Annotated in this window: 25 protein-coding genes; 9 read left to right on the forward strand and 16 right to left on the reverse strand. The window is 35.4% G+C overall.

Features of this window, described 5'->3' with window-relative positions:
• Nucleotides 1–159: 159 nt before the first annotated feature.
• The gene (locus AC0L3Q_RS17190; RefSeq protein ID WP_473281325.1) at nt 160–1,242 is read left to right on the forward strand and encodes a sensor histidine kinase; all 1,083 of its coding nucleotides are present in this window, start codon (nt 160–162) and stop codon (nt 1,240–1,242) included.
• A gap of 1 nt (nt 1,243) precedes the next feature.
• The gene (locus AC0L3Q_RS17195) at nt 1,244–2,002 is read left to right on the forward strand and encodes a LytR/AlgR family response regulator transcription factor (protein WP_473281327.1); all 759 of its coding nucleotides are present in this window, start codon (nt 1,244–1,246) and stop codon (nt 2,000–2,002) included.
• Nucleotides 2,003–2,121: 119 nt separating this feature from the next.
• On the opposite strand, the gene AC0L3Q_RS17200 is transcribed toward AC0L3Q_RS17195, so the two are convergent.
• The 3 genes from AC0L3Q_RS17200 to AC0L3Q_RS17210 all read right to left on the reverse strand — a co-directional run bounded on the left by AC0L3Q_RS17200 (nt 2,122) and on the right by AC0L3Q_RS17210 (nt 3,831).
• Nucleotides 2,122–2,553, reverse strand: a complete 432-nt coding sequence (locus tag AC0L3Q_RS17200; protein WP_473281329.1) for an Hsp20/alpha crystallin family protein — start codon at nt 2,551–2,553, stop codon at nt 2,122–2,124.
• Nucleotides 2,554–2,748: 195 nt separating this feature from the next.
• Nucleotides 2,749–3,309, reverse strand: coding sequence for a hypothetical protein (locus AC0L3Q_RS17205; RefSeq protein ID WP_473281331.1), 561 nt, complete (start codon nt 3,307–3,309; stop codon nt 2,749–2,751).
• A 120-nt stretch (nt 3,310–3,429) separates the two neighbouring features.
• Nucleotides 3,430–3,831, reverse strand: a complete 402-nt coding sequence (locus AC0L3Q_RS17210; RefSeq protein ID WP_473281333.1) for a TerB family tellurite resistance protein — start codon at nt 3,829–3,831, stop codon at nt 3,430–3,432.
• A gap of 84 nt (nt 3,832–3,915) precedes the next feature.
• On the opposite strand from AC0L3Q_RS17210, the gene AC0L3Q_RS17215 reads away from it, so the two are divergent.
• Nucleotides 3,916–4,176 (forward strand): DUF1456 family protein, encoded by a 261-nt coding sequence (locus AC0L3Q_RS17215; RefSeq protein ID WP_473281335.1) that lies wholly within the window; start codon nt 3,916–3,918, stop codon nt 4,174–4,176.
• A gap of 76 nt (nt 4,177–4,252) precedes the next feature.
• Complete coding sequence (locus AC0L3Q_RS17220; RefSeq protein ID WP_473281337.1) at nt 4,253–5,857, forward strand: class I SAM-dependent methyltransferase; 1,605 nt, start codon at nt 4,253–4,255, stop codon at nt 5,855–5,857.
• 1 nt (nt 5,858) lies between these two features.
• On the opposite strand, the gene AC0L3Q_RS17225 is transcribed toward AC0L3Q_RS17220, so the two are convergent.
• From AC0L3Q_RS17225 to AC0L3Q_RS17235, 3 genes are all read right to left on the reverse strand, one after another.
• Nucleotides 5,859–6,365 carry a cupin domain-containing protein gene (locus AC0L3Q_RS17225; RefSeq protein ID WP_473281338.1) on the reverse strand — a complete coding sequence of 169 codons (507 nt, stop codon included), beginning with the start codon at nt 6,363–6,365 and terminating at the stop codon, nt 5,859–5,861.
• Nucleotides 6,366–6,432: 67 nt separating this feature from the next.
• Nucleotides 6,433–7,626, reverse strand: coding sequence for an ADP-forming succinate--CoA ligase subunit beta (sucC, locus tag AC0L3Q_RS17230; RefSeq protein ID WP_473281340.1), 1,194 nt, complete (start codon nt 7,624–7,626; stop codon nt 6,433–6,435).
• 140 nt (nt 7,627–7,766) lie between these two features.
• Nucleotides 7,767–8,402: an LON peptidase substrate-binding domain-containing protein gene (locus AC0L3Q_RS17235; RefSeq protein WP_473281342.1), complete on the reverse strand. Its 636-nt coding sequence runs from the start codon at nt 8,400–8,402 to the stop codon at nt 7,767–7,769.
• A gap of 153 nt (nt 8,403–8,555) precedes the next feature.
• Here AC0L3Q_RS17235 and lysA point away from each other — a divergent pair, with 153 nt between their 5' ends.
• A complete protein-coding gene (gene lysA / locus AC0L3Q_RS17240; RefSeq protein WP_473281344.1) occupies nt 8,556–9,785 on the forward strand; it encodes a diaminopimelate decarboxylase in 1,230 nt (409 codons plus the stop codon).
• Nucleotides 9,786–9,839: 54 nt separating this feature from the next.
• Here the strand turns inward: lysA and AC0L3Q_RS17245 are convergent, their stop codons facing one another.
• The gene (locus AC0L3Q_RS17245; protein WP_473281346.1) at nt 9,840–11,399 is read right to left on the reverse strand and encodes an amidohydrolase family protein; all 1,560 of its coding nucleotides are present in this window, start codon (nt 11,397–11,399) and stop codon (nt 9,840–9,842) included.
• 197 nt (nt 11,400–11,596) lie between these two features.
• Between AC0L3Q_RS17245 and AC0L3Q_RS17250 the strand changes: the two genes are divergently transcribed.
• Nucleotides 11,597–12,109: an SRPBCC family protein gene (locus AC0L3Q_RS17250; RefSeq protein WP_473281348.1), complete on the forward strand. Its 513-nt coding sequence runs from the start codon at nt 11,597–11,599 to the stop codon at nt 12,107–12,109.
• Nucleotides 12,110–12,111: 2 nt separating this feature from the next.
• On the opposite strand, the gene AC0L3Q_RS17255 is transcribed toward AC0L3Q_RS17250, so the two are convergent.
• From AC0L3Q_RS17255 to AC0L3Q_RS17290, 8 genes are all read right to left on the reverse strand, one after another.
• Nucleotides 12,112–12,336, reverse strand: coding sequence for a DUF3820 family protein (locus tag AC0L3Q_RS17255; RefSeq protein WP_073320473.1), 225 nt, complete (start codon nt 12,334–12,336; stop codon nt 12,112–12,114).
• Between the two features lie 36 nt (nt 12,337–12,372).
• The gene (locus tag AC0L3Q_RS17260) at nt 12,373–12,759 is read right to left on the reverse strand and encodes a DUF922 domain-containing protein (RefSeq protein WP_473281351.1); all 387 of its coding nucleotides are present in this window, start codon (nt 12,757–12,759) and stop codon (nt 12,373–12,375) included.
• A 507-nt stretch (nt 12,760–13,266) separates the two neighbouring features.
• Nucleotides 13,267–15,441: a PBP1 and LysM peptidoglycan-binding domain-containing protein gene (locus AC0L3Q_RS17265; protein WP_473281354.1), complete on the reverse strand. Its 2,175-nt coding sequence runs from the start codon at nt 15,439–15,441 to the stop codon at nt 13,267–13,269.
• A gap of 56 nt (nt 15,442–15,497) precedes the next feature.
• Nucleotides 15,498–17,030: a glutamine-hydrolyzing GMP synthase gene (guaA, locus tag AC0L3Q_RS17270; RefSeq protein WP_473281356.1), complete on the reverse strand. Its 1,533-nt coding sequence runs from the start codon at nt 17,028–17,030 to the stop codon at nt 15,498–15,500.
• A 118-nt stretch (nt 17,031–17,148) separates the two neighbouring features.
• Entirely contained in the window at nt 17,149–17,802 is a 654-nt protein-coding gene (locus AC0L3Q_RS17275) for a response regulator (RefSeq protein ID WP_473281359.1), read from the reverse strand.
• A 30-nt stretch (nt 17,803–17,832) separates the two neighbouring features.
• Nucleotides 17,833–18,609, reverse strand: coding sequence for a sensor histidine kinase (locus AC0L3Q_RS17280; RefSeq protein WP_473281361.1), 777 nt, complete (start codon nt 18,607–18,609; stop codon nt 17,833–17,835).
• Complete coding sequence (locus tag AC0L3Q_RS17285) at nt 18,579–19,235, reverse strand: hypothetical protein (RefSeq protein ID WP_473281363.1); 657 nt, start codon at nt 19,233–19,235, stop codon at nt 18,579–18,581. The genes AC0L3Q_RS17280 and AC0L3Q_RS17285 overlap by 31 nt, the downstream gene beginning before the upstream one ends.
• A 42-nt stretch (nt 19,236–19,277) precedes the next feature.
• Nucleotides 19,278–20,018 carry a hypothetical protein gene (locus AC0L3Q_RS17290; RefSeq protein ID WP_473281365.1) on the reverse strand — a complete coding sequence of 247 codons (741 nt, stop codon included), beginning with the start codon at nt 20,016–20,018 and terminating at the stop codon, nt 19,278–19,280.
• A gap of 259 nt (nt 20,019–20,277) precedes the next feature.
• Between AC0L3Q_RS17290 and AC0L3Q_RS17295 the strand changes: the two genes are divergently transcribed.
• From AC0L3Q_RS17295 to AC0L3Q_RS17305, 3 genes are all read left to right on the forward strand, one after another.
• Complete coding sequence (locus AC0L3Q_RS17295) at nt 20,278–20,883, forward strand: hypothetical protein (RefSeq protein ID WP_473281367.1); 606 nt, start codon at nt 20,278–20,280, stop codon at nt 20,881–20,883.
• 20 nt (nt 20,884–20,903) lie between these two features.
• Nucleotides 20,904–21,929, forward strand: a complete 1,026-nt coding sequence (locus tag AC0L3Q_RS17300; protein WP_473281369.1) for an ETX/MTX2 family pore-forming toxin — start codon at nt 20,904–20,906, stop codon at nt 21,927–21,929.
• A gap of 103 nt (nt 21,930–22,032) precedes the next feature.
• Nucleotides 22,033–22,578 carry a pyridoxamine 5'-phosphate oxidase family protein gene (locus tag AC0L3Q_RS17305; protein ID WP_473281371.1) on the forward strand — a complete coding sequence of 182 codons (546 nt, stop codon included), beginning with the start codon at nt 22,033–22,035 and terminating at the stop codon, nt 22,576–22,578.
• A gap of 15 nt (nt 22,579–22,593) precedes the next feature.
• On the opposite strand, the gene bshC is transcribed toward AC0L3Q_RS17305, so the two are convergent.
• On the reverse strand, nt 22,594–24,189 hold the full coding sequence (gene bshC / locus AC0L3Q_RS17310) for a bacillithiol biosynthesis cysteine-adding enzyme BshC (RefSeq protein ID WP_473281373.1): 1,596 nt from the start codon (nt 24,187–24,189) through the stop codon (nt 22,594–22,596).
• Between the last annotated feature and the right edge of the window lie 55 nt (nt 24,190–24,244).

A 24,244-nucleotide genomic window follows, 5' to 3' on the forward strand; every position in this document is an offset into this window, starting at 1 on the left:
TAACATTTTACTCTAAACAGGAAAATTGTTTGTTCATCAAGCTTGTTCCGGATCAAATAGAGATTTATACAATTCAACTGCTAATTCAACAATTGAACTTTAAAATGGATTATTGTTGTTCACGGGTTACGTATCTTTATACATACTAAGAGGTAAAGAATGATCACGAAAGAATACACTAAAAAATTTCTAGTCCGCTTTTTGATTGTCAATATGATCTATTTTTTGGTCAAACTGACCATCAATCACGATGATGATGACAATACTCTATTTGATGCTACGGGGATATTTTATTATTTCAGTGCTTTCTTTCTATTAATGTTATCCTGGGAAACTAACGATTGGTTAATACGAAGAAACCTAAAAAAAGAATCTCAAAGAGGATTGGACATGTTTAATGGGGTAAAGATTCTATCGCTAAATCTTATGATTATGCTTCCCATTGCAGCGTTAATGTATTATCTGGCTATATTTGAATTTAATCAACTTTGTAAGATCGATGTAGACAATCCCTGGTTACGATTCAGGATTGATTTTTTCAGAGCTGTTGTTCTGGGTTTTGCTGCCATACTTTTTAATATGTTCTACTTTGCTTTAAAGCAAAAGAAAGAGCTAGAAAACCAAATGAATAAACTCAAAAAAGAAGTTGTTACTTCCAAGTATAGATCTCTGAAAAATCAGATCAGTCCGCACTTTTTGTTTAATAGTTTAAATACATTGACCTCCTTAATGTATGAAGATCGGGATTTAGCTTCAGACTTTGTTTCCAGATTGGCTTCTTGCTATCGTTACATATTAGATAATCGAGAAGAAGATTTGGTCAGCCTTGAAAAAGAACTAAGCTTTCTGGATTCGTTTATTTTTATGATGAATGTAAGACACGAAGGAGCGTTGGTTATTACTACCAATGTAACTGTAAATCCTAAAGAATTTGTTATCCCCACCTTATCATTGCAAATGTTGGTCGAAAATGCCTTGAAGCACAATTCCTTTTCCAAGGAAAAACCATTAGAAATACATATTTTTTCGATTGATAAAACAAGTATCGTTATACAAAACAACATACATATAAGACATCACAAGGAAGAATCTACCAAGCTGGGATTAAAGAATATAAAGAAGAGATATTCATTTTATACGAATCAAAAAGTGGATATCACAACGGATAACGGGTATTTCAAAGTTACACTACCTATCTTATCAAAGCATATGAAAGAAGTCCCTATCATTAAAGTATCATAATATGACCGCTATAATCATTGAAGATGAAAATATTGCATCCAGGCGTTTGGCGACTTTAATCGCAGAGTTGGCGCCTGAAATAGAAATCCTAGAGAAAATCACTTCGGTAGAAAGTGGTCGTTTGTGGTTTGAATCTAATGCTTTGCCTGATCTTATCTTTCTAGACATTCAATTGAATGATGGCTACGGATTTGATATTCTGGATTTTCTTGAAGACCACCCTCCGGTAATTTTCACTACGGCCTATAATGAATATGCCATCCGAGGATTTAAATACAATGGGTTAGATTATTTATTAAAACCCATCGACAAGAAAGATTTGAAGAATGCACTGGATAAATACCGAAAAAACCATTCTCATACCGCTCCAAAAATTGATGATGTACAACTGGAGCGTATCAAAAAAATATTCAATAAGGAGTATAAAAAAAGGTTCATGATTAAGGTTGGGAACCAATTCAACACTTTTGGGGTAGAGCAAATCGCTTATTTCAAATCTCATGACGGGATGATCTTTTTATACACACATAGCGGTCAACATTATCCTATCGAATATTCTATCGATCAACTTGAGGAGATACTAGATCCTGTACAATTTTTCCGGATTAATCGGAAATTTATGGTAGCCGTAGCCGCAGTGGTAGAAATACACAGTTATTTTAATAGTCGATTATTACTCAAACTGAAACCACAAAATGAAGAAAAAATTATCGTTTCTCGCGAACGTACCTCCAATTTCAAAAACTGGTTGGATTTATAAATGATCTACAGAAATGCTTTGTACTTTTTCCTAAAACATATATTTTAAAAAACAAAAAGCGCTCTTAAAAGAGCGCTTTTTAACTAACATTAATCAACTAAATAAAATCTCAAATCAACTTATGAAATCTCAATCAACCTTTTGGGTTGTACTTTTGCTTCTTCTTTTTTAGGGAGCGTAACTAGGAGCACTCCATTTTCGTAAGCAGCTTCAATTCTAGATCCATCGATAGTATCTGGAAGATTGAAGGACCTTTTAAAAGTACTATATCCAAACTCCTTACGTGTATATTTTCCATTTTCCTTGGTCTCTTTTTCAGATTTTGTCTCTGCAGATATGTGTAATACATCGTTGTCTAACTCAATATTAAAATCATCTTTTACAAGTCCAGGAGCTGCTAGCTCTACAGAAAAATCATTATCTGATTCTTTAACGTTTACCGCTGGAGTATTGAATCCAATTTTGCTCACGTTTGTTCCTCCAAACCAATCTGTATTAAAAAAATCTTCGAAAATAAACGGTAATCTGTCTGTTCTTTTTATTAAACTCATCGTATTGTATTTTTTAAGGTTAATCTTAATTTCAAATTCACTTTATACATAGCAATTTGAGTTCCAATTGAATTTTAGTGTCATTTTGTCTTGATTGCATCAATAAATGGTGACAAAATGACAATTTTACTGAATTATCGACATAAAAAAACCTATTACACAGGTAATAGGTTTTGCTTATTGCGAATGGAAAAATTAACCTTTGCAGTCCAACTGGTTTACATTATACAGAAACTCTCGAGACTCTCCTTTTTCTATTTTCATTCTTCCAAACTTCATCGGTATGAACTTGATTGGAACTATATCGTAATAATCTTCTCTGTTTAGGCAGTTTCCAAATTTACTTTTAATACTCGCAAAGCCTTCGGCATTCTTCTTTTCAGATTTTTTCCCAGAATAAATCTTATAATCCTCCAAAACATTATACTCGTGATCAAGAATTACGAATCGTTCTCTATTTAATCCATAAGTTCCTGAACCATCAACATGACCCCTAGTTTCCTTAATGTCATAGTGGCCCAAGATATACCCATCTGTTTTTGCTATTATTCTACACATTCTCAATTTCTTGCCATCTTTTTTCTGAAAAGGAATATATAACCTATCACCATCAATCACCTTATCCACTTTTTTGAGTTTTATATCTTTTGATTTTCCACCGAACTTTGCAGAATCTCCATCAATTTTTTTATACTTTAACTTAGTCGTATATGAAATTTCACCAAACTCATTAACTACTATTTTTTCGCCAGGCACAATTTTAATTTTTTCTCCCCTTTGTCAAAATATAACTTCCATCCTGTTGTTGAGCTATTGAAAAAAAAGGCACTAGTAGCAGTGCTAACAAGAATATGTTTCTCATAATGAATATATTTTTTAATTATAAAAACGACTAAAAATAGAAATCAATTCCTGTGGAGGAATTACTTTATTAGGGTAATCATGCATGCGTTCGAGCACAGTATCTATAGCCTCTGGCCGTAACCCCATATGCAATCCAATTTCTTTTATCTGATGTATTTCTGTAGGAGACGCTTCCTGATCGATATTCATCAATAATACTAATCTATGGAACTGAAGAATCCGCTGAGATTCGGGATGTAAATTCTTTTTCTCTACAGCATTGTTACTCAATTCATCAATTTCTTCTTTACTTATTCCTAGCTGACTAGCAACCGCTAGAATAAAATGGTACTCCTGTTCTTTGAAATCTTTATCTGCCTTTGCAAACTGAATCATTTCAGAAAGCAGACTTAACTTTTCTTCTTTGTTATGCATTAACCGTTTACTTTTTGTCGAAATTACTAAATTTCAAATTATATTTACAACATTGACATAACAAACATAACATTCTTCAAAACTATGCCTCTTACTAATAATGATATATTCAAAAAACTCAGAGTTGCACATAAACTACGGGATGACGACATCGTAAAAATATGTGCTTTAGTAGATTTTAAGGTCAGCAAAAGTGAACTTGGAGCTTTTTTTAGAAATGAAAATCATCCAAAATACAAAGCATGTGGAGACCAGATTCTTCGCAATTTTTTGAATGGATTAATCATTCACCTAAGAGGCCCTATGCCCGAAAAAAAGAATACCGATAACAATCAAAAGGATTAGCAATAAACTACAACTATTGGATTCACTAGAGAAAGAAATCCCTATAACAAAAAGTTTAAAGAATCAATCAAAATATATGCTTACAACCGCCCAAAAACAACAATATAGAGAAGAGTTATTTCGTCACCTAGACGGTATTGCAGTTGTACCTATTGCATATTCGTTACTGAAAAATAAGGTAACTGATTATCTATTGGAACACGAAAAGACTACAATCTCACAAATGGCAATAGCCCTTAAAGCAAACGAAGGGTATTTGAATGTGGCTTTACGTATATTAGGAGCACAAGATTGGTTAACTTACGATGTAGATAACAATGATGTGACGATTTCCACAAACGAGAAATCACAAATTGCTTTTTCTATGTTTTCTACCTATAAGGAGATTGTTGAATTATTAGAATATTCAGGTCAATTTCATCCACGTAAATTTGAGCTGAAGCCTTTTCACAAACTTGAAAAGCTATTTGACAAATACAAAAATCGTTTTGATCTTGCCAAAAATTTTGATGAGCAGGTAACCCAAATACAAGATCAAATTTTAAAGCATATTGAAGGCGTCCTAGTGGGCCCAACTACCGTGCACTTGGGTATGGGCGGAATGTTTCACAAATATTTCATGGAAGCATCCTTTAGTGCAGACGAGTACCATCGTTTTCCGGATAGTTTTGATACCATCCTTACTTTCCTATCCTATTTAGGATGGTTTAGCAAATCTAATGAAAACTATACGTTTACCGAGAAAGGGCTCTTCTTTGCAAAGAGAGCTTCGGCATATGGCGTTACTGTTTCTTACATCCCCATGTTTCGCCAAATAGACCACCTATTGTTTGGAGATCCCAATGTACTATGGCGCACACAAAGCGAAAATGAAACCCATGTTGATCGTGAAATGAATGTTTGGGGAAGTGGAGGTGCACATGCTACTTATTTCAAAAAAATTGACGAAATCATCATTAGTTTATTCAACAAGCCGTTGGATGAGCAGCCCAAAGGGATTTTGGACATGGGGTGCGGAAATGGCGCATTTTTGATCCACTTATTTGAAGTTATCGAATCGAAGACGCTACGCGGAAAACATCTTGATGACTACCCTTTATTTTTAGTAGGCGCCGATTTTAATAAAGCAGCCTTAAAAGTGACCAGAGCAAATCTCATACAGGCTGATATTTGGGCCAAGGTAATCTGGGGAGATATTAGTGACCCGGACTTATTACAAAAGGATTTAAAAGAAAATTACAACATTGAGTTAAAGGATTTACTATCTGTTAGAACTTTTCTGGATCACAACCGTATCTGGGACACTCCTTCCTCAAAATTAGATGCTCCAAGTCTTTCTACCGGAGCATTTGCTTACAGAGGCAAAAGACTTCATAACAATGATGTAGAACGCAACTTAAAAGATCATTTCTCAAAATGGAAGCCCTACATTGAAAAATTTGGTTTAATTGTTATCGAACTACATACCATAGCAGTAAGTTTAACAGCAAAAAACCTAGGGAAAACAGCGGCAACTGCTTATGATGCTACACATGGTTTTTCTGATCAGTATATTCTTGAAATTGAATCGTTTCTTAAGGTGATCGACGAAGTACAGTTGAAAAGTGATGAAAAGTATTTTTCTAAATTCCCAAATTCTGAATTAGCAACAGTAAGCATCAACTATATCATCGGTAAATAACCTATATCCTCGTATACTGGTTAATCAACTCTTTATGATCAGGAAATGTTTCGATTAAAGATTTTCTATTTGCCAGTTCAAAATCATCGAAATCAAAACCTGGAGCAACCGTACATCCAACCAAGGAAAAACCATCTTCATCCTTAACACTGGAAGCAAACCAAGAACCTGCAGGAACAACATATTGCGGTAATTCTCCATTATCAAAATTTATCCCCAAGGTTTGCCGATGATAATTTCCATCAGGATCTATAACATGCACATATAGAGAAGAACCTGTATAAAAATGCCACATTTCGTCCTGTTTGATCCTATGGAAAGCGGAAAAATTTTGAGAAGTCAACAAGAAATAAATTCCAGTACAATAATTTCTATCTCCGGTAAACTCATCCCCTAATACACCTCGGGGTATAGTGCGAGCACTCCTATACGTTTCTTTATAAAAACCACCTTCAGGATGCGGCGCCATGTTTAAGCTTTCTACTATTGTTTTGATATTTTGTTTCATATTGTTTAGGTTATAAAAAAAGCGGCTAATAAGCCGCTTTATATCTTTAGAAAGTGATGCTATATTATTATGCCAAAACTTCCTGCACTTTGTCCGCAGCTTCCTGGAACTGTACAGCACTTTGCACATCAAGACCACTGTTATCAATCAATTCTTTTGCTATGTCTGCATTTGTTCCTTGTAATCTTACAATGATTGGAACATTGATCGCATCTCCCATATTTTTATAGGCATCTACTACCCCTTGAGCAACACGGTCACATCTTACGATACCACCAAAAATATTAATCAATATTGCTTTTACATTTGGATCTTTCAAGATTATTCTGAAAGCTGTTTCTACACGTTTTGCATCAGCTGTACCTCCTACATCCAAGAAGTTTGCAGGTTCTCCTCCAGCTTGCTTGATCAAATCCATAGTAGCCATTGCTAAACCAGCACCATTCACCATACAACCTACATTTCCGTCTAGGTCTACATAGTTTAATCCTACTTCTTTAGCTTCAACCTCGATAGGATTTTCTTCACGAATATCCCTCATGTCAACATAATTCTTATGTCTATACAATGCATTATCATCCAAAGTCACCTTTGCATCAACCGCCATGATCTTATCATCACTAGTCTTCAAAACAGGATTGATTTCGAATAAAGAAGCATCAGATTTCACATAAGCAGTATATAAAGCCATTACAAACTTCACCATTTCCTTAAATGCTCCTCCACTTAAACCAAGGTTAAAAGCAACACGTCTTGCCTGGAAAGGTAAAATTCCAACAGAAGGATCAATCTCTTCAGTAAAAATTAAATGTGGTGTCTCTTCGGCAACAGTTTCGATATCCATACCTCCTTCTGTAGAGTACATAATCATATTACGCCCTGTAGTACGATTCAGCAATACTGACATATAGAACTCGTCTGGTTCGCTATCACCAGGGTAATACACATCTTCTGCTACTAGTACTTGATGTACTTTTTTACCTTCTGCAGAAGTTTGTGGAGTAATCAAATTCATTCCTATGATTTGCTCTGCAATCTCTTCAACTTCCTTCAAATTTTTAGCAAGCTTTACTCCTCCACCTTTTCCTCGTCCACCTGCATGAACTTGAGCTTTAATAACATGCCATCCAGTACCGGTTTCGGCAGTTAGTTGTTTTGCTGCAGCAACTGCTTCGTTTGCATTTTGAGCCACAATTCCTCTTTGGATACGTACTCCAAAACTGCTTAATATCTCTTTACCCTGATATTCGTGTAAGTTCATTTGTTCTTATTTATTACGTTTATCAACAGATCTTAATAGTGTATTAAGAGCTGTAAAAATTACCTTTTTTAAGGAGTTTCAAAAATAGGAAAAGTGGAGATACTGTGCCAATCTTTTTTAGAGTAAAAAAAGAGAAAAAATCACATCTTAAAATCATCAAAATCCAGGGGATCAAAATTCTTAAAATGGCCATTCATTTTGATCACCTCTTTAGCCCTATTCATCTCTCTCACAACGGGTATGGTAATTTTGAGATGACCTATCAAATAATTTAATCGCTCCAGTTCACTACGTAGTGTAAGCATGTGGTATTCCTGATGCAAAGCCAAACCTACCTTGTGGGCTACCTGATAACTTACAAAAGGAATATCAAAAACCGGAGGGTTATCAATAGTAAGCTCTACATAAAGGATCGCTATATTTTTAAGTAATTCTTCCTGAAGTTCTTCGGCACTACCACTGTTATCGTCAAGAAATTCTACTTCGCCTCCAGCATACAATTTACCAGGATACTCATGATAAAATTCTTTGATACGAAAAATTCGTTGCCCAATACAAACAACATCTGTTTCTCCATTTGGATACCTTTTTGCAACTTTTTGCAATTTTACCTCTGTCCCGTATTCCAATTTTTTATCGATAAACGTCGGAACTCCAAAAGTGATACCTTCATCTTCGCAATCTGAAATTAATTGCTGATATCTTTTTTCAAAAATATGCAGAGGTAGTCGTTCTCCAGGGTAAACTACTAATTGTAAAGGAAAAAGAGGCAACATGTTTTTTTTATTAAAATTACTAATTACTCCTCGTTATCCTGCTTAAACAGCCGTTAAAAATCTTAAAATCTACTTAAGCAATAGATTTTTTTGCAATCCCCTATCGATTTATATTTTTTTATTGATAATTTCGTAGGCTTAAATTGTGACGCAATGACAAATGAACATTTATTAGCAGTAGCCAAAGAGCACGGGAGTCCAGTTTATGTGTATGACTCCGAAAAAATTATCGCACAGTACAACCGCCTTTCTAATGCCTTTAAGAAGGTCAAACGGGTAAAATTGAACTATGCCGTAAAAGCCCTTTCTAATATTGCTATTCTAAAGCTAATAAATTCTTTGGGTGCAGGACTAGATACTGTTTCTATACAGGAGGTACAATTAGGATTGAAAGCAGGAGTAAAACCAGAAGATATTATTTTTACACCAAATGGCGTTTCTTTACAAGAAATTGAAGAAGTATCTGCGTTAGGCGTACAAATCAATATCGACAATCTTTCTATTCTTGAGCAATTTGGATCAAAGCATCCTAACACTCCAGTGTGTATCCGAATTAATCCTCATGTACTTGCAGGAGGAAACAGCAAAATTTCGGTAGGACATATCGATAGTAAATTTGGGATTTCGATTCATCAAATACCACATATCTTAAGAATCGTAGAAAACACCAATATGACTATCAATGGTATCCATATGCATACGGGTAGCGATATTTTGGATGTAGAGGTATTCTTGTATGCTAGCGAAATTCTGTTTGAAACCGCAAGTAATTTCAAAGACTTAGATTTTATTGATTTCGGTAGTGGATTTAAAGTACCTTATAAAGAAGGGGATATAGAAACCAATATCGAAGAGTTTGGAGAAAAACTAACAAAACGTTTCAATACTTTTTGCAAGGAATATGGAAAAGAGTTGACGCTTGGTTTTGAACCAGGAAAATTCTTAGTAAGTGAAGCAGGTTACTTTTTGGCCAAAGTGAATGTTGTAAAACAAACGACCTCAACAGTTTTTGCAGGGATCGATAGTGGATTTAATCATTTAATCCGACCGATGTTTTACAATTCTCATCACGAGATCGTTAATGTTTCTAACCCTGATGGAAGAGAACGTTTTTATTCGGTTGTAGGATACATCTGCGAGACAGATACCTTTGCTACCAACAGAAGAATTTCTGAGATCACCGAAGGTGATATCATTGCGTTTAAAAACGCAGGCGCTTACTGTTTTTCTATGGCTAGCAATTACAATTCTCGTTATCGACCAGCAGAAGTTTTATGGTATAATGGCGAAGCTCATTTAATTCGTAAAAGAGAAACTTTTGAGGATCTTACAAAGAATCAAGTGGATGTAGATTTGTTTTCGGAAGTTACCGAATCTGCATAATCAATAAGCAATAATATCAATATATAAAATGCGTCTTTGAAAAGACGCATTTTTTTATTCTTTAATCCCTGGTTGACGAATCGTAAAACCTTCCTTTTCTTTGGCCGCTTTTACCATTTTTTTCACATCTCCCAATAACGCTTTCGCATTGTAAACAATACCATCTTTAATTGTATACTTTACTCCGCCCACGCGCACCACTTCATTTGCTTCATTGAGTCGAATCGCCCCGGTACCATATAACACCTTAAAGTTTTTCAAAGGATTTTCTTCTACCACAACAAAGTCCGCATATTTTCCAACTTCCACCGAACCGATTTTATCATCAAAACCCAAAGCCTCTGCTCCACTCAGTGTAGCCGCTCTAATGACTTCTAAAGGATGAAATCCTGCTTCTCGTAACAATTCTAACTCTCTTACATATGCAAAGCCATACAGCTGAAATATAAATCCTGAATCAGACCCAACTGTTACTCTACCTCCTCTATTTTTATATTCATTAATAAAGGTCATCCACAAACGGTAATTTTCTTTCCACGCCACTTCCTGTTCTGTTCCCCAATCGTGCCAATACGAGCCATGAGAAATTTTACTGGGTTGGTAGAATCTCCATAATGAAGGCAAAGTATATTCTTCATGCCACTCCGCTCTGCGTGCCCTTTGCAAATCTCTACTAGCCTCATAAATATTTAAAGTAGGATCCAGCGTAAAATCCAAATCGATAAGTTCGTTCATCACTTGATTCCAATGGTCAGAATACGGCTCTGCTGCCTGCTTCCACAATTTACCAGCCTCTTCAAATCGATCTTGTTCATTCTGATAATTATAATCCAAAGGATAATGCTGTATTGTTTTATCATTAAAAAGAGCTTCAGGCAAGCCATACCAATGCTCCATACTTGTCAAACCGGCTCGGGCAGAATGCAACACATTCCATCTTGCTACATCCGTTTGTGCATGATGACATGCAGAACGTAGTCCCAACTTTTTATTTTCATCCAAGGCAGCTTTCATAATTTCTGGTGCTGCTCCAAAAAACTTGACTCCATCAGCTCCTTTCTTAGCATTTTCTCTCACCCATTGTCTTGCCATTTCAGGAGTACTAATAGGACTGTTACTACCCTGCCCAAAACCTGTATAAGCAAAAATTCTTGGTGCAACGATTTCGTTCTTCTCACTTTGGCGTTTCAGTTTCATGGTCCAATCCACCCCTCGACCACTAGGTTCTCTAACTGTAGTTATACCATGCCCCATCCATAACTTAAAAACATAATCCCAATCTGCTCCTTGTGCTTCACCTCCAATATGACCATGCATGTCTACAAAACCAGGAAGCACATACATTCCCTCGGCCTGTAACTCTCTACCTCCAACTTTTAATTTTGGCCGTTTTGCTCCATCAATAGCAACTCCAGGGTATCCAACAACTACAATATCCTTAATGATATTTTTTTCAATAACAATATCTACTGGCCCTCGAGGGGGAGATCCATTTCCATTGATTAAAGTCGCTCCTCTTATAATTAGTTGAGAAAAAGGGCCCTCCTGAAGGTCTTGGGCAAATGAAGAAACTCCTGTAAAAAGAAGAATAATCCAAAAAAATAAGTACTGCATTCTCATATTCAAAGATGAGTTATAGTTTGTGTTTCTTCAATAAACTTACAGAATTCATTTTTAAACTAAATATTCGCTGGGAATATTTTAACGAATTACAACCACAGCCTCCTAAAAAACAATGCTTTAACAACAACATCAATCCATTTTAACACACTTTTTATTTATCTTTATTCGTATTCAAAACACAAGTTATCATGCAAAAACTAGAATGGAACTCATTTATCAAAAAGATCTATATCAAAACTACTAGCAGAACACTATATCACTTATGGGCTACCGAAGAAGGGATTACTTCATGGTTTTTAAGAAAGGCTACTTATCAAAACCCTGATGGAAAAATACGAAATCCAACCGAACTCATTCAAAAAGGAGACACCTATACCTGGCAATGGCACAATTGGGATGGTTCTGAAAGCGGAAAAGTTTTGGAAGCAAATGACAGGAATTACATAGAGATTTCTTTTGAGTCTTCGAAGGTTTCTGTTGAATTAGAGGAAAGAGAAGGTATCACATTAGTGACTCTGAAACAGTTTAACATCCCTCTGGACGAAGAGAGCAAGCTCAACATACATCACGGTTGTAGTAATGGATGGACATTTTGGCTAGCAAACCTGAAGGCTTTTGTAGAGCATGGTATTCTGCTCAACGAAACAGAAATAGATCTAAGAAATCAGGAATTGGCGGGATTTCAATTTGTAAACATGTGATATTACATATTTCTAATATTTCGTACCAAATATTCTAAACCGTTTACTTTGAGTTCGTAAACCGTTTGCATTTGTTGCCCGAGTTTTCCCTTTGGAAATCCTTTATTCTTATACCAAACAATGTAATACTCCGGAAGGTCGATGAGATATCTATCTTTATATTTGCCAAAAGGCATTTTAGCATTAGCTAAGGCTATCAGAAAGTCTTTTTGAAGTTGTGAATTCAAGTATCGGTAAGTGTAGGCTAAAATTAAGATGGAATGTTATTCGTACTCGCGATAAAACCACATTAAGGTTTCTACTTTTTTCTGCCACTTTGCTTGTGCCTCCTTATTTTTGGAATGTTCGGTCTCTTCATCATATCGTTCCTGCATATTAATTCTCATGCGCTCCACAAGCTTATACATTTTATTCAAATCTCTACGTATATTGCCGCCTGCATCGTACTCTTTCAATCTCTTTCTCATGATTCTAGCATGAAGCTCTGATATATCGAAGTGCAATTGCTCATGAGACAATAGATAATCTGACATTTGACCTCTTTTAACCCATGATAGAGAAGGGTAACAAAAACTATCTACCTGGTAATCTAATTCTATATCTCCTTTATCTTTCCCGTAAGACCATTGATAGGTTATGCCTGTATTCACACTTGCATCAAAGTGACTTGTGGAATGGGGTCTGCCTCTAAAATCAGACCAAGCCAGCTCGCTTCTTTCCGTGTACGAGAATTTCCCCACATAGCCATTATTGTTACCGGCAAAAAGTAAAAATAAAATAACAATAAAGTTTTTCATCATAATTGTAACAATTATGCCCAACCAAAGTTATACTTTCCGTTTTATACTGCTGAAGAGACAATATGGGGCAAATATTGCTTGCTATGTATAAAACAGTCTTTTTGTAAATTCCAAAAAGCTTCGTATCCCAATAATACTGCGGCTCTGAAATCTAATTTGGATAAAATTCCAATTGTATTCCTTACAATCAATTATAGTGCCAAGAACCTTAAAATAATCCGAATGATCTTTCTAAGATAACCTTAACAGTATCAAATATATAAAAAAATACATTTTTTTTACAGGGAAATTTTAAATTTTATTAAGAATCAAATAAAATTTTTCTGATTATTACAAGTAACTATTCTGAAGATGGCTTTATTCTACCACTTTGAGCTTCAAGTCATCTTCAAATTTTATAAGGTAAGTTGCTTTATTATAATATCCTCCTAAAGGCTTTTTTGCGTAGTTAAACTTATTCTCTACATATTCGGTAGTTCCCTCAAAAGAAACAGCATGATAGACATCATCTGCTGTACCTAATCTCATAAGAACATCATAAGCTATATCAAACCCACGTACGGCCCAATTGTTGGGAAACACACCATATCGCTCTTTATATTTCTTTTCAAAATCAGATACCTTTTTAGTACTATTTTCACCTTCTTCCTCATCTTCATCATCAAACTCTTTATCCACAGAAGGGTAATGCATATGCAGTTTTGACAAGTGTTCGTTCTTAATATTATCATCATCAAAAGACGTGTTTTTATCACTTGTAAATAGGGTAATTTTATGACTTTCAGCTTTAGCGTATAGTTGAGGGATAACATTACTCAGCATAGCCACATCGCTAGACTCTAGAAAAACCCAATTCGGTTTATTTTTATCCAACACTGCATCCAAACGAACAGCATATAAATAATTCCCTTCTTCTATTTTTGCAACCTTAGCACCAGGGAATTTAGCTATTAATTTTTCCTTAATTTCTTCGTATTTTTTACCTTGTTGCACAATAAGAATGATATTTTTATCGGTAGTATCTTTTTCTACGAAAGAAATTATTTTTTCCTGTAACATTTCATTAGAAGGTCTGGTCTGGAAGAAATTGTCATACAAACTTGATTCTCTTCTTGAAGCAGGAGAAAACACTGGAGTATTGTACTTTTTTAGCTCTGCAGCTACTACTTCAAGATTAGATTGATACAAAGGACCAATAACTACATCGGTATCGTCAAAATTGTTTTCCTGTAAAATTCTTTTGATATGTGCACCATTGTTATTCTTATGCGTATCATATACATTTAATTCTGTAGTAATTCCTCTAGTCTTTGCAGAATCAATTGCCATCAAGACACCACTGTATAGATCTAAAGAAATCCGTAAGCTTTGTTTATTCTTTAATTGCTCTTCTATTTCTTGCCTGGCATTCAGATCCAAGGTATCTACACTAAACGGAAGCATCACTGCAATTTTCTTAGGTTTAAAATTGTACAGTTTACTGCTCAAATCTATATATCGTTCTCCTCTTATTACATCTACACTTAAGGTATCTAACGGTTTTTGCTCTGGAATTGTAATTACCATTCCTGCTTTTAAACCATCTTTGATATAAGGATTCATTTTCAACAGAGAATCTGCCGAAATATCCAACCTTCTTACCAAATTAAACATCGTCTCTTTTGGAGGTATTTCATATAATTGGAATCCTGGTTGCAAAGAATCTTTTAGAGAAACAAAAATGGTTGTTGGAACTGTAATCTCCATCCCAATTGGAAAATTAGGATCCATATTTGGGTTCATCTGCTCTAATTCGCTCATGGTAATCCCATGTCGTCTAGCAATACCAAATTTGGTTTCCTTAGGCTTTATAACATATTTTGTCGTTCTGGATAATCGAGAATCAACACTATCAATAACGGTCTCCTGAACTTGTTTTTTCTCATAAACCGGTATTCTTAATTTGTCTTTCTTCTTAATTTGTTCAGAATACAATCGTTTATTGAATTTTTTAATGTCTTCTACAGTGATATCGTATTTTTTTGCAATTCCATATAAGGTTTCCTTTCTTTTTACCTTATGTGTAATGTAACGAACCACCTTTCTATTTTCTGGATCTTCTGCCTTTAGACCATCCAAAATCTCTTGTTTATTGCCTTCGGTATTTTCAATGCTTGTTTCCTCTTTCTTTTCAGCTTTTCCTACATTAAGAATTTGACCAACATTAATACCATTTACGGCTTCGGGATTGAGTAAGTAGATAGTTTCGACGGTAATTTCATATTTCTTAGACAGGCTATACACTGTATCCCCTTGCTCGACCACATGAGTTTTGTATTCTTGATCATCTGTAATTGGGATAGCCAAAATCTCTCCTTCCTGAATACCATCTTTGGCTGTAGGATTGATCTTGTAAATGGCTTCTGGAGTAGTATTATACTGCTTTGCTATTCTGTATACATTTTCTCCTTTTACAACAGTATGACTCTTATATTGCTGCGCATACGAAAACGCTACAAAAAACAGTAAAAAAATCAATAAATACTTTTTCATCTAAACTTATCTTTTGTTTCCCAATTTCAAAAAACCGGAGTATTATAGTATCGTTCTTATTCCCACTCGATCGTAGCAGGCGGTTTCGAACTGATGTCATAGACTACTCTATTAACGCCTTTTACCCGGTTTATTATTGCATTCGAAGTTTTTTGTAAAAACTTATAAGGTAGATTTACCCAGTCTGCCGTCATTCCATCCGTACTTTCTACCGCTCTTAGTGCCACACAGTTTTCATAGGTTCTTTCGTCTCCCATAACTCCAACACTCTGTACAGGTAGCAATATCGCTCCTGCTTGCCATACTTTATCGTATAGTCCGTTTTCTTTAAGACCATTTATAAAAATAGCATCAACTTCCTGCAAAATACGAACTTTCTCACTAGTAATATCCCCTAAAATTCTAATTGCAAGTCCCGGACCAGGAAAAGGATGTCTCCCTAATAGTTCCTTATTCATTCCCATAGAAGCTCCTACTCGTCTTACCTCATCTTTGAATAACATCTTTAAAGGCTCTACTATTTTTAGCTTCATATAATCTGGCAATCCTCCTACATTGTGATGACTTTTGATCGTCGCACTAGGGCCTCCAGAGACAGAAACACTCTCTATTACATCTGGATATATTGTTCCTTGTGCCAACCATTTTACATCTTCAATAGCATGAGCTTCATCATCAAAAACTTCTATAAATACGCGCCCAATAGCTTTGCGTTTTTTCTCAGGATCTTTTTCACCAGCTAGGGCTTCCAAAAAGCGTGCCGAAGCATCTACTCCTTTTACGTTAAGTCCCATTCCTTTATACTGCGCCAATACATCTGTAAATTCATTTTTACGAAGTAATCCATTGTTCACAAAAATGCAATACAGGTTTTTTCCTATAGCCTTATGCAGTAGCATTGCAGCTACTGAAGAATCTACCCCTCCAGAAAGTCCTAATACTACTTTATCATTACCCAGCTGTTCTTTTAACTTACTTACCGTTTCATCTACAAATGAATCTGGAGTCCAATCCTGAGCTACACCAGCAATATCTACCAAAAAGTTCTTTAATAACTGTGTTCCATCTTTAGAATGATACACTTCTGGATGAAACTGAATTGCATAAGTATCTTCTTCGTTTATTTTGAATGCGGCATTCTTCACATCATGGGTACTTGCCAAAAGCACACTATTTGTTGGTAATTCTTTGATGGTATCACTGTGGCTCATCCAAACCTGTGAACCTTCGGAAATATTTTCAAATAGTTCATTTCCATTGATATACGATAAATTTGCTCGACCGTATTCACGAGTATTCGAAGCGGCTACTTGTCCGCCCCCAAAATGAGCGAGGTATTGCGCACCATAACAAATACCAAGTAATGGTTTTTTACCTTTTATTTCGGAAAGATCAGGATGTGCAACATCGTCTCCTCTAACAGAAAGAGGACTCCCGGATAATATCACTGCGCTATATGCGTCAATATCTTTTGGAGGTTTGTTATATGGATGTATTTCTGAGTAGATATTGAGCTCTCTCACACGACGCCCAATAAGTTGTGTAACCTGTGAACCGAAGTCCAGAATAAGTACCTTGTTGTTTTGCATAGGCAAAAATAAAATTAAATTGATAACCTTGAAATCCTAATCGGTATAATTTTATGTCCAACTAGTAATTTTAGAAAAGCTACAAATATTTTAGATCTTGGCTACACTATTCACAACGTTAAACAGAAATAATTTTATCTTTTATTGCTTTCATTATCAAACCCGCAGTATTCTTCACCCCAAGTTTGCTGATTAGGTTTTTTCTATGCCCTTCTACGGTACGAGTACTTAAAAACAATTGCTCCGCAATTTCGGTAGTAGTGTATTCTTTGGTAATCAATTCCAGCACTTCTAACTCCCTGGATGTGAGTTGGTAATTTTTCCCTATGGCAGGTGGTTTATTAGCCTTATTCTTAAGTCCTTTCAGCAATGCTTGAGACACAAAGGAATTAAAATAAACTCCTTTCTCATATACCGATCGAATTGCTTCTTCTAATTCTTTTTGGTTCGTATCTTTTAAAAGATACCCATTGGCTCCTATTTCCATGAGATAAGAAGTCATACGTTCTTCTTTATGCATGGTGAGGATAATTATCTTTATGTCTGGAAATGTCTTCTTCAACGCTATTGTGGTATCCACACCATTCATTTCTTCCATTTCCAGATCTAGTAGAATCACATTAGGAACTATGTGATCCAGTTGCTCAAGAAGATCTTTACCACTCACAGCTTCCAATACCAACTGAATGTCTGAGATTTTATTCAACAATGATTTTATCCCTTCTCGAAAAAGGTTATGATCATCTATCAAACCAAGTTTTATTGTTGCCATTTTTACGGTGGTGTTAAATTTCAAAATACACTAACATACTATTCTAATTGCCATTCCATTTTTGGGTTTCAAAAAATTCATGGTACCTGACAAAACCGAAAGTCGACTTTCTATATTCTTAAGGCCCAACCCTTTTTTATTTGAAAGGCCTTTATGATTCAAACCAACACCATCATCCTGATACAATAGAACCAGAGCGTCATTTTCGTGTTTGATTTCTATACCAATGTTCTTGGCTTTTGCATGTTTTAGGGTATTATTAATCAATTCTTGAACAATTCTATATAAATTAAGCTCTTTTGGTTTAGGTACTATTTTACTGGTATTATCTTTGAAATCTATACGAATTTTCCCTGTATCATTAATGGTTTGTACCAAACTCTGTAAAGCCTCGATCAACCCAAGTTTTTCTAAAATTACTGGTCGCAAATCCTGAGAAATCCCTCGAACACTTTGAATCATATCATCCAAAAAAGCCGCCATCTTATTGGTGATCTCCTCTAACTCTTTTGCAGGCAAGGACGGTGTGATCTGCCCAAAATACAACTTTGTTGTAGTGAGCATGGCTCCAACTTCATCATGAAGCTCTTTGGCTACTCTACTCCGTTCTTCTTCCTGGCTTAGGATGGCAGTCTCTAGTAGTTCTTTTTGATAATCTGACTCGATTTTTTGATGTTTCTTCTGCTGCGCAAGCAAACGTCTTTGATAAATAATAAAAAATATTATTACAGATAAAGACAACATAAAAATCACACCCATACCAATGATGATAATCTTCAGTGTAATAGCTTCTTCGGACGCACCCATAGCGCAATGGTATAAAAAATGGTTAATACGATATTCACGATGGCATGCAATCCCCAAAGAATCAAACTAGCCTCAGACACTTCTTTGAACAAGCTGTTATTCATATAAAACAGTATTAAATTGCTAGAAAAATAGATCAAAAAACCAGAGTTGATCCAGAACATAGGATTCGTCTCCAAGGCACTATACTTAACCTCTTTAAGTAAAGCATAAAAGTAACTCAAAGCAAAAACAACAACGAGCAATCCCATAAGGGTGGTTACATTAGAATTAAAGGTAAACAAATCCTGGAAAAAAATTGTGTTCAGTATCGCAAACCCGGTAAAACCAACACCAATTATGACAAGGTATTTTACATCAAACACTTTACGTAAAGGTTCTTTGTATATATTGAGAATTAGAAGAAATTCGATGACCGTATAAAAATGATAAATAGGTAGGTTATTTATTTTTTTATACCATAATATCCTTGAAACTACCTCAACCAAAAGTGTCACCAAAACCAGGATGGCTAACTTTTTTTGCACAGCTGCCAAAACTTTGGATCTCGCCAAAAATATTACTGCTGGAACAAACAACAATACAAAGGCAACCAGGGTTAGGTTCTTAAACATTTGTTCACTCATCTAATCAACAATTAAAATTCATATATCATGAAATACCAAGTATTAAGTACAGGTAGGAGGACATGGTGTAAGATACTCTACCAATGTCTCATCGGGGCCGGACATTGTTTCTATCACTCCTTTGAGTCCCATATGATTTTCTTTAATTCCTTTGGCATTAAATCCTAATGTTGGCGTAAAAGAAATCATATCTTTTTTAGAAAACTTGTTCATATCCACTCCTGGATACAATGTGATTCCTGTGATATTACCAAGAATCTCATTTATGTATCTCATAATTTTTTGATCTGTTTCATCTTCGTTTCCTATTGAATAATGTAATACCCTCACTCTGGCATTGACATCATTGCAATGAAACAAATCATCGATCAAGTGCATGTCTATTTCGTTCCAGTTATCACCAATCATTTTCTTAAAAGTTTCCGGAACATACTCTGCTGTCAATCCAACTTTTACGATCGGTATAAATTCAAAAACAAGATCTTCTTTGTCGTTAATCATCAAAAAAGGGCAAAACGTAACTTCCTCAACATTATCATCCTGTAGCGCTAAACAAATCTTGACATTCTCAATGGGTTGATTAGCTTTTATCTTATTCAACCTTTTAATATCTTCTTTACTCAAAATAAAATGATCCACTCTATAATGCTGTCCGGTAAGCTTATCCCATTTATGAAAATGTCTCGCTAATTTTAGCACATCTTCTTTACACCAATTATTTCGACAATCTTTGAAATATGTGGCAGTACTTTTTTCTTTTTGTTGTGTGATTGCATTTTCCATTTGTGTGATTATTAGGAGTTAACATTTTTCAACATTAAAGCTACTCAAAAAAACCTTACCAACTAACTATCAAACCATTAACACGTAGTAACCATTACAAAACAAGTATTTTCCACGGTTTTACATTTTCGGTATTTATGGTCTTTTAAATAGCACTTATCTAAAGCAATTTTGGAATGTCGTATAGGTGATCTGTTTAAAGACTTCCATACATAAAACACATAAATGTCAAAACACAGTAATTAATAATAGACGTATTATGAAAAATCACACAAAAAAAGTATTACTACTTACCTTGTTATCCCTATTAATATTGGGGTGCAGTAAAGATGATGGAAACGAACTACCACCTCCAACCATTGGAGTAGAAGAACTACCGGGAATAGATTTAGAAGAATTTGAGACAGATCTTGGAGCAATTGGTATCAGCATTAATGCACGAGACATTGCCAGAAAAGGATATCGACCTACCTTTGCAGATATTACAGTAACTGCAACCACTGGCGATTACAGCCAAAAGATATCCTTTGATGAGTTTAACAATCTAGCTACTTTATCGCTAAAAAACGAAGATTTATCTGAAGAAGCCCAGGCCGAACTCAAAGACGGGGTTCCTATTTCTGTTCGTGTTCTTGATGAAAATGAGAATGAACTAGCCACAAAATCCATTACAAAACTCTCATTTACTTCTAGCCCATCTGAAGAACATATTCCCGCAGACAACTTAGAAGATCGTTATGCAAAAGTAAATCTTCGAGAGGACGTGAGACATTATGTTCAAATCGTAAACCAGGACTCTAATGAAATTTACGGGGCGCCTAACTCCATTTTTTTCCAAATACTGTCCTACTTAACACGCCAATAGTTGCCAGCAAGCTAGATGATTTGGACTACAATTCTGAAAACACAGAAACCTTTACCACTTACAGATTTGCTGAAATTCCTGGAGAAGAAGGAGTGTTTACTATTGCTGTTCACAATGGGGACGATATCCATTATTTATATATCGTCCCGGCAAATTCTGAACTTCGTATTCAAAGCAAAGCTAATTTAATTCGAAATGGAGGCAACAACACTGGCGCTCCTCCAAATTATAAATTCAGAATTGAAAAAGTAGAAGCGGGTTTATATACCATAACTCCAACATTTACGGGCAATCCATTATTTTTGATTAACGACCGCCTTAATGCAGGCAACACCAACTCCGAACCCGCATATTTCAGAATTCTATCATTTGATATTGATTGGGACATACAGCCTATTGAATCAAAGTTCATGCATCCCATTCTTCCTCCATCGGCAACCTCGGAAGCCTATAACAGTACCTTACGAAATTGTAGTAGTGGAACCTTACAACAAACTATCGGGCGATCAGAATCGCTAGAAACCAAAGAAGTTCTAGGATGGGAAGAATCGATGTCTGTAAGCACTACACAAGAGTATTCGGTTTCGGTAACCATAGAAGCAGAAGTTTCTACAAAATTCTTTGGTGCAGGAGGCTCTGTACGAAGTTCGGTGACAGGCAGCTACTCATTCAGTAAATCTCGAACAACTACGAGCACCAGATCCGGTTCTTTTGAAGAAACCAGAACCACAGAAATTTCTACAGAACGCACTCAGGAAGTACCCCCGGGAACTGCTATTACAGTAGCAGATGTATATCAAACCTATGAAAATGTAAGAATCCCGTATGTGCAACGCTTTAGAATTAAAGGAAACTATCAAGAAGACGGCAAAGCATTATCTGGAGAAGAAATAACCACGCAATTTGCATTTAACAGCTTTACGGGAGTGATCACAGATGTGCAAAGTGATTATATCGAAGTAACTGTAAGAGGAACCAACCTCATCAACCGATTAATCGAAACTGAAACCATCTCAAAAGACATAGAAGGAGCCTGTGACAACTAATAAAAAATAGAATATTCATTTAATAAAGACATCTTAACCAAGATGTCTTTTTATGTTCTATGATTTTAGTTAATTTTATAGTACAGAATCTTGACGCACTCCCATGACACCAATTATCTTTTCTTCTATACTACGAGATCTACAGGAAGCTTCCAAAACGGTTGGTCATCCTTTTCGATATTTTACCCTCGGCACATGTAGTATTAATGGAACACCAAGATTAAGAACCGTTGTATTACGGGAGACAGATAATGATCTCAATATGGTGATTTATACCGACAAAAGATCTAAAAAAATAACCCATATCAGAGAACATGATATTGTAAGTTTACTTTTTTTGGATTCGGATCGTTTGATTCAATTATCGATAAAAGCAAAAGCCGAAATTGTAGAAGATCCCCAAATCCTGAAAAGCATCTGGGAACAAATTCCAGAAAAATCACGAAAAGATTACCGATCAAAACATGCCCCCGGCGAAGCTATCAACAATCCACAAAACATAGAGTTTCTGGATAAAGACAACTTTTTTACTGCTATTCGACTTATTCCTAGTAAAATTGAATATTTACGACTTAAACGCCCTAACCATCTTCGTATCTTATTCCGTAAAGAAAAAGGGGAATGGAAGGACTCATATTTGGTTCCTTAATCGACGATTAACCATCTAACATTTCAAAATGGTAAATTCTCCATCCAAAGGATGTAAATGTGTTATTAGTGTAGGTATTAATTGGGCTCCGTATTCTAGGTACATTTCTGAAAAGTTGACCGTTCGTTCTTGTAAACTCTGATTAGGGAACAACTCATTTTGCAACACCGTTACTCGTTTAACTTGATCACTTAGTTTACGTTTTTGTGCTTTTAACAATCTATTTTCTAGTACATCCAACCCCTTGAGCTGCTTAATTTCCTGAGCTTTTACAGCATTCAAAAAAGTAACATCGGTTTGTTTTGCCAAAGCATACATCTCTTCGAACTGTGCTTTAAGATGTTGGCGCTGTGGATCAAAATTGATATCGATATTTGATATCCTACGCACCTTTCTATTAATCAACTCATGTTGCTTCAAAAACAGTTCTTTATCAGAGACATCCAGTTTTTTAATTTTTGCGGCTTGTTTTTCGGTCTGAATAAGTACTGAATTACGCAACAGCAACATAGGAAAAGGAATAGCTACAGTTTCAAAATATTTTTTCAATTCCATCCAGTACGCTAACTCTCCTCCTCCACCTATATAACACAAATTAGGTAAAATCACCTCCTGATACAAAGGACGCATCATCACATTAGGGCTAAATCGTTCGGGGTAATCCTTAAGTTCTTGTAAAAGTTCTTTCTGTGTCCATTTGATATCTGTCTCATTAACCACATAAGCCCCCTCTTCTTCAACAATACGTTCTCGAATGCTCTTATCGAGATAAAACAGATTAATTTCTCTAGGATTAACCTGTACTTTATACCCTAGTTCTTTCAACGTTTCTGTTTGAGGAGTTACTTGCTCATAAACGGTCTTTTCGATTAATTCCTTTTCCATATAGGGAACAAAAAGTTGCTTTAGTTCACTATCGTTTCCATCGATAATTACCAATCCATAGGCAGCAAAAAGTTCATTCGCTAAAAATCGAGTGGCTTGGGTCAATGTTTCATGCTCTAAATATGCTTTTTTGAAAAGTGATTTTAGATAATCGGCATTGATACTTGTCCCTATTTCTGAAGCAAAAACCTCAAACACTTTGTCCAAACCTTTGGTATCAAAAACACCAACTGCTCCTCCGTCTTTTCGATTCCATTGTATTTTTTTACCAAATAGATTGAAATAATTGATTTCATCAAAATCATGATCTTCTGTAGCCATCCAATACACGGGTACAAAATCATAGTTTTGATACTTTTCTTTTAATTCTTTAGCAAGATTAATTGCGGAAACAATCTTATATAAAAAATACAGTGGTCCTGTAAAAAGATTAAGCTGATGACCGGTCGTAACCGTAAATGTGGTTGATCTTGTAAGTAATTCCAAGTTTTCTTTGGTTTCCTCAGAACAATCATACCCTTGATATTGTCTTTGGAGTGCATTTACCAACACCGCTCTATGCTGAGAAGAAAAAGAATCTTGTTTTTCTTTGATCTGATCTTCAAATTCTGAAATTTTCGGAAAACGGTGGTACAGCGATTGCAATTCGGGTTTTTGATCCAGATAATCACAAATTAATGTTGAAAAGTAATTCGTTTCTTTAAACGGAATACACTCACTAGGCATAGAAAACTTTTTTTGAGAGGTTAAATATACATTAGATTGTAATGGTAAATCCTAA

The sequence above is a fragment of the Aquimarina sp. KJ22-3 genome, assembly GCF_055808215.1.